This is a genomic window from Teichococcus aestuarii (assembly GCF_003116135.1).
In the GTDB taxonomy this organism is placed as follows: Bacteria; Pseudomonadota; Alphaproteobacteria; order Acetobacterales; family Acetobacteraceae; genus Pseudoroseomonas; species Pseudoroseomonas aestuarii.
In genome coordinates this window covers 1-550 of sequence record NZ_PDOA01000085.1, presented here as the reverse complement: position 1 = coordinate 550, position 550 = coordinate 1, and the positions used below count along the sequence as shown (strand labels likewise).

Below are 550 nucleotides of genomic sequence, written 5' to 3'. Positions count from 1 at the left end.
TAGCCGTGCTCGGGGTCCTGGGCGGTGAACAGGACGCGCCCATCAGGCAGGCGGGTCAGGTCGGCAATATCTGATCCGTGCGATCCCGGCCAGATGTCCTTGAGCAGGTGGGCGCCCCCTGCAGTACCGTCGGTCCCCCAGAGTTCCGGACCATGGTCGGTGTCGATCGAGACGTAGATGAAACGCGATGGTCCAGGTGTGTCGCCGGGGGCGGGATCAGGTGCGGTCGGATCACTGGGCCGCCCAGGCACCTTGATAAGGCTGCTCCCGCCGGTGGTGGCGTCCAGCAGCGACAGGCCGCCGTTCGCCGTGCCACCTCCGGCGCCGCCGTCAGGATAAGTGTTCGAATCGGTCATGCGGGGGCAATCCGAGGCTGGAGTGGGGAGGGTCAGGCCCGGCGCGGCGACACAGCCGCGCCGGGGTTTCGCTCAGGCTGCGAAGATGTCGCGACCCTCGGCCCGGCCGAACTGCAGGTAGTGCTCGAGCGGGTTCAGCCCGGCCTCGGCCACGTCCGCGTTGGCGGCGAGGTAGGCGTCGCCGTCGAAGGCCG

General features: G+C 69.5%; 1 protein-coding gene. It reads right to left on the bottom strand.

Annotated features, from left to right (window positions below; genetic code table 11):
- The coding region (locus CR165_RS24245) for a hypothetical protein (protein WP_456316331.1) at positions 1 to 356 on the bottom strand (356 nt) is incomplete at its 3' end.
- Positions 357 to 550: the final 194 nt, after the last annotated feature.